Source organism: Hydrocoleum sp. CS-953, assembly GCF_002260545.1.
In the GTDB taxonomy this organism is placed as follows: Bacteria; Cyanobacteriota; Cyanobacteriia; order Cyanobacteriales; family Microcoleaceae; genus Trichodesmium.
Genome location: NZ_LGSU01000413.1, coordinates 1 through 3,038, shown reverse-complemented (window position 1 = coordinate 3,038; position 3,038 = coordinate 1). Strand labels below are relative to the sequence as shown.

The 3,038-nt window shown below is 32.1% G+C and carries 2 protein-coding genes; both read left to right on the top strand.

Going from position 1 to position 3,038, the window contains the following annotated elements; translation table 11 throughout:
* The first annotated feature begins 248 nt into the window (after positions 1 to 248).
* Positions 249 to 1,004, top strand: a complete 756-nt coding sequence (gene mreC, locus AFK68_RS04050; protein WP_094671697.1) for a rod shape-determining protein MreC — start codon at positions 249 to 251, stop codon at positions 1,002 to 1,004.
* A 771-nt stretch (positions 1,005 to 1,775) separates the two neighbouring features.
* The gene (gene mreD / locus AFK68_RS04045) at positions 1,776 to 2,294 is read left to right on the top strand and encodes a rod shape-determining protein MreD (RefSeq protein WP_094671696.1); all 519 of its coding nucleotides are present in this window, start codon (positions 1,776 to 1,778) and stop codon (positions 2,292 to 2,294) included.
* The last annotated feature ends 744 nt before the right edge of the window (positions 2,295 to 3,038 follow it).

Below are 3,038 nucleotides of genomic sequence, written 5' to 3'. Positions count from 1 at the left end.
CCCTTTGATTAAAAAGGGATATTCAAGCCAATAAATAATATTTCAACTATTTATTCTTACTCCTGACTGCTGACTCCTGTCTCCTCAGTGGCAGCCTAAATATTTGTAGCAAAAATTTATCAAACTGGTATTAGCTATTAGCAAATATATTTATTCAGGAAAAATATTCAATTACAGAAGTTCCTGCTTTTGACTTCAACCAGCAGTAAAAAATCTAAAGTAGTAGAGATTTTAAAAAGGTTTTACTAATGCAAACATTGCGTCGTCGAGGCTTAAAAATGATGCGAAAAGCTGCATTGTTAGTTTTAGCAGTGAGTGCAGCTTTTTGGGTTAGACAAACTCAAGCTTCTTTATTTTTTGAAATTTATAATTGGCTTAGTCTACCATTTCAACCTAGCCCTGTTCAACAAGAAATATTAGTTAATGCTCGAATCAAAGAACTAGAAATTAAATTACAAGAATTAGAGCAACAAAATAAGAGTCTCACACAACTTTTAAATTATACAAAAACTAAAAATGTGAAAGGAGTAGTAGCTCCTGTGATAGGTAGAAGTGCAGATTATTGGTGGAAAAAAGTAACCTTGGGCAGAGGTAGTAAAGACGGTATTCAAGAAGGTTTTATTGTGATGGGAACTGGTGGTTTAGTAGGTAGAATAATTAGCGTTACACCTAATACTAGCCAGGTATTATTAGTTAGCGATCCAACCAGTAAAGTTGGTGTGGGAATTATTCGTAGTCGTCAGATGGGTTTTATGAAGGGTCAGGATGATGATACGGCTGTGATGGAATTTTTTGATGATGTTCCTGATATTAAAGTTGGTGATTCTGTATCTACTTCTGCTTATAGTCAATTGTTTCCAGCAGGTTGGCCTGTAGGAACAGTTGAATCGATTAATTTGACTAATACTCCTGCTCCAGAAGCTATTGTTAAGTTATCGGCGCCACTGAATATTTTGGAATGGGTTAATGTTTATCCAAATAAACAGAATAAACCAGAAAGTTAATAAAATAGCAATTAGCAATTAGGAGTCAGTTATGAGCAATCAGTTTTTTTGATTTTTCTCTTGCTCTATCCCTTGAGGAGGTTAGTTATTGTATTTCATAAAAATTAAAATGCAGCATCTTTGTCAGCAAAATACTGTTAATAAATTATAGAGATTTGCCCAGCAATATTTTTCTCACCCAATCAGTTTTCTTTGGCTAAAATTTATATCATATTCTGGTTGAATATTTATGAATAAATAATAGTAAATAAGCAATAAGAAACTGAGTTCAATAATTAATAATTACCTATTCTTAAAAAGAAGAATAGGATTTGATAAAAAGATTTTTTTCTTTTTTATCTTTGTAGGGCGACAGCCCGTGGCGCAGCGAAGGTGAGGCTTTAAACCTTAATTTTTCGGTAATAGTCGAAATAAAGGGGAGAATTAGGGCGGATAATTTTATTAAGAATTAATTCAAAAAACTTGATATGATTTTCTATTTTTATTGTTTATCAAATAATTAAAAGAGTTACGAGTTCTCGAAAGGTATAGTGGGAAAAGAGCGACCTGTCATTTCAGTTATCAGTTAACAGTTAACAGTTAACAGTATCTCCTGCAATAGGGATGCTTGAAATAGTGAATTTTATTTTTTTATTCCCTTTAAAGAGGAGGCTATTGACCTAATTTTATTGGTCATTTCAGTTATCAGTTATCAATTGTCAAAAATTGAATAATTAGCTTCTTGACAACCTATTTAAAATTATTAAATTATTAAAGGTACTTTCTCATCAGATGTCTAATCTATCTCAGCAAATAATTTTCAAATTACTAATCACAATTACCTCGGTAGTGCTTTGTGCATTACTATTACTTACTCGTATTCCTGGAATGGAGATTTTGGGAATTGGACCTAACTGGTTATTAATTTGGGTAGTTACTTGGAGTAGCCATAGCTCCATTATAGGAGGTTTAGTGGCTGGCTTAGTTTTAGGATTAATTCAAGATGCCATGACAGCTCCTTATCCTACCCATATTATTCCTTTAGCTTTTGCTGGATTTGTCACAGCTTTTTTACAGAAAAAACGCTACATTCAGGAAGATTTTATTTCTATAGCCTTAGTGACATTTATTATGGCTATTATTGCAGAAACTTTCATGGCAATACAGTTTGGATTAATTGGTAATCAAAGCTTTGCAGAAATTTGGAGTCAGCATAAGCAAGTTGCTTTGGGTTCTGCTGTTATTAGTAGTCTTTGGGCTCCTGTTTTGTATTTCCCTCTGAGTCAATTTTGGAAAGTCAAGAATAACTAATTAGTATGTTTTAAGTGATTGATTTTAGCTCAATTAACTAATCATTGAAGAAAGAGTCAGGAATCTGGAGAAAGAATTATAGCGATTTTCAAATAGATTATATTAGATATAACCTACATTTCGCACAACAAAATGTATTATAAAGAGCAAGTAGTCAGTAGTCAATAGTCAGTAGTCAGTAGGGAATGATGGGTAGCTTATACCAATTTCATAAAATATTGCTACAGTCACGGCACAGGCAACAGGCAACAGGCAACAGGCAACAGGCAAAGAAAAAAAATAATAAAAAAGAGGAAAAAAGGTTTAATTTTTAGAATTTATGGGATTTATCAAGTTTTTTATTCTAGGAATAAATCACAACTTAAGATGTAACTGCCTTTTTTGAATTTGGTATTACATCTGGCTAAATTAAGTATTTATGCTCAAGATTTTTCTGAGAATTTGACTCGACTCGAAAGGTAAATGAATAGGATATCTTCAGTATAAATACTTACCAAGCTACTATTTTTTGATGCTACTTTTAATACTACAAGTTGACGTGCGGAACGTGGGATATAAAACAGAGCCAAAACTACATTATTTTTAGGGAATTTATCGGAATGTATGATTTTTTGCTACATCACGAACAATTTTTCAAATATTCTATCAAAATCCTACTTTAGGATATCAATTTTCAAAATTACAGCAATTTTTAGGATGGTGAAGTACAGTTTAATACTAATTTATACTCCCTATTACCTATTC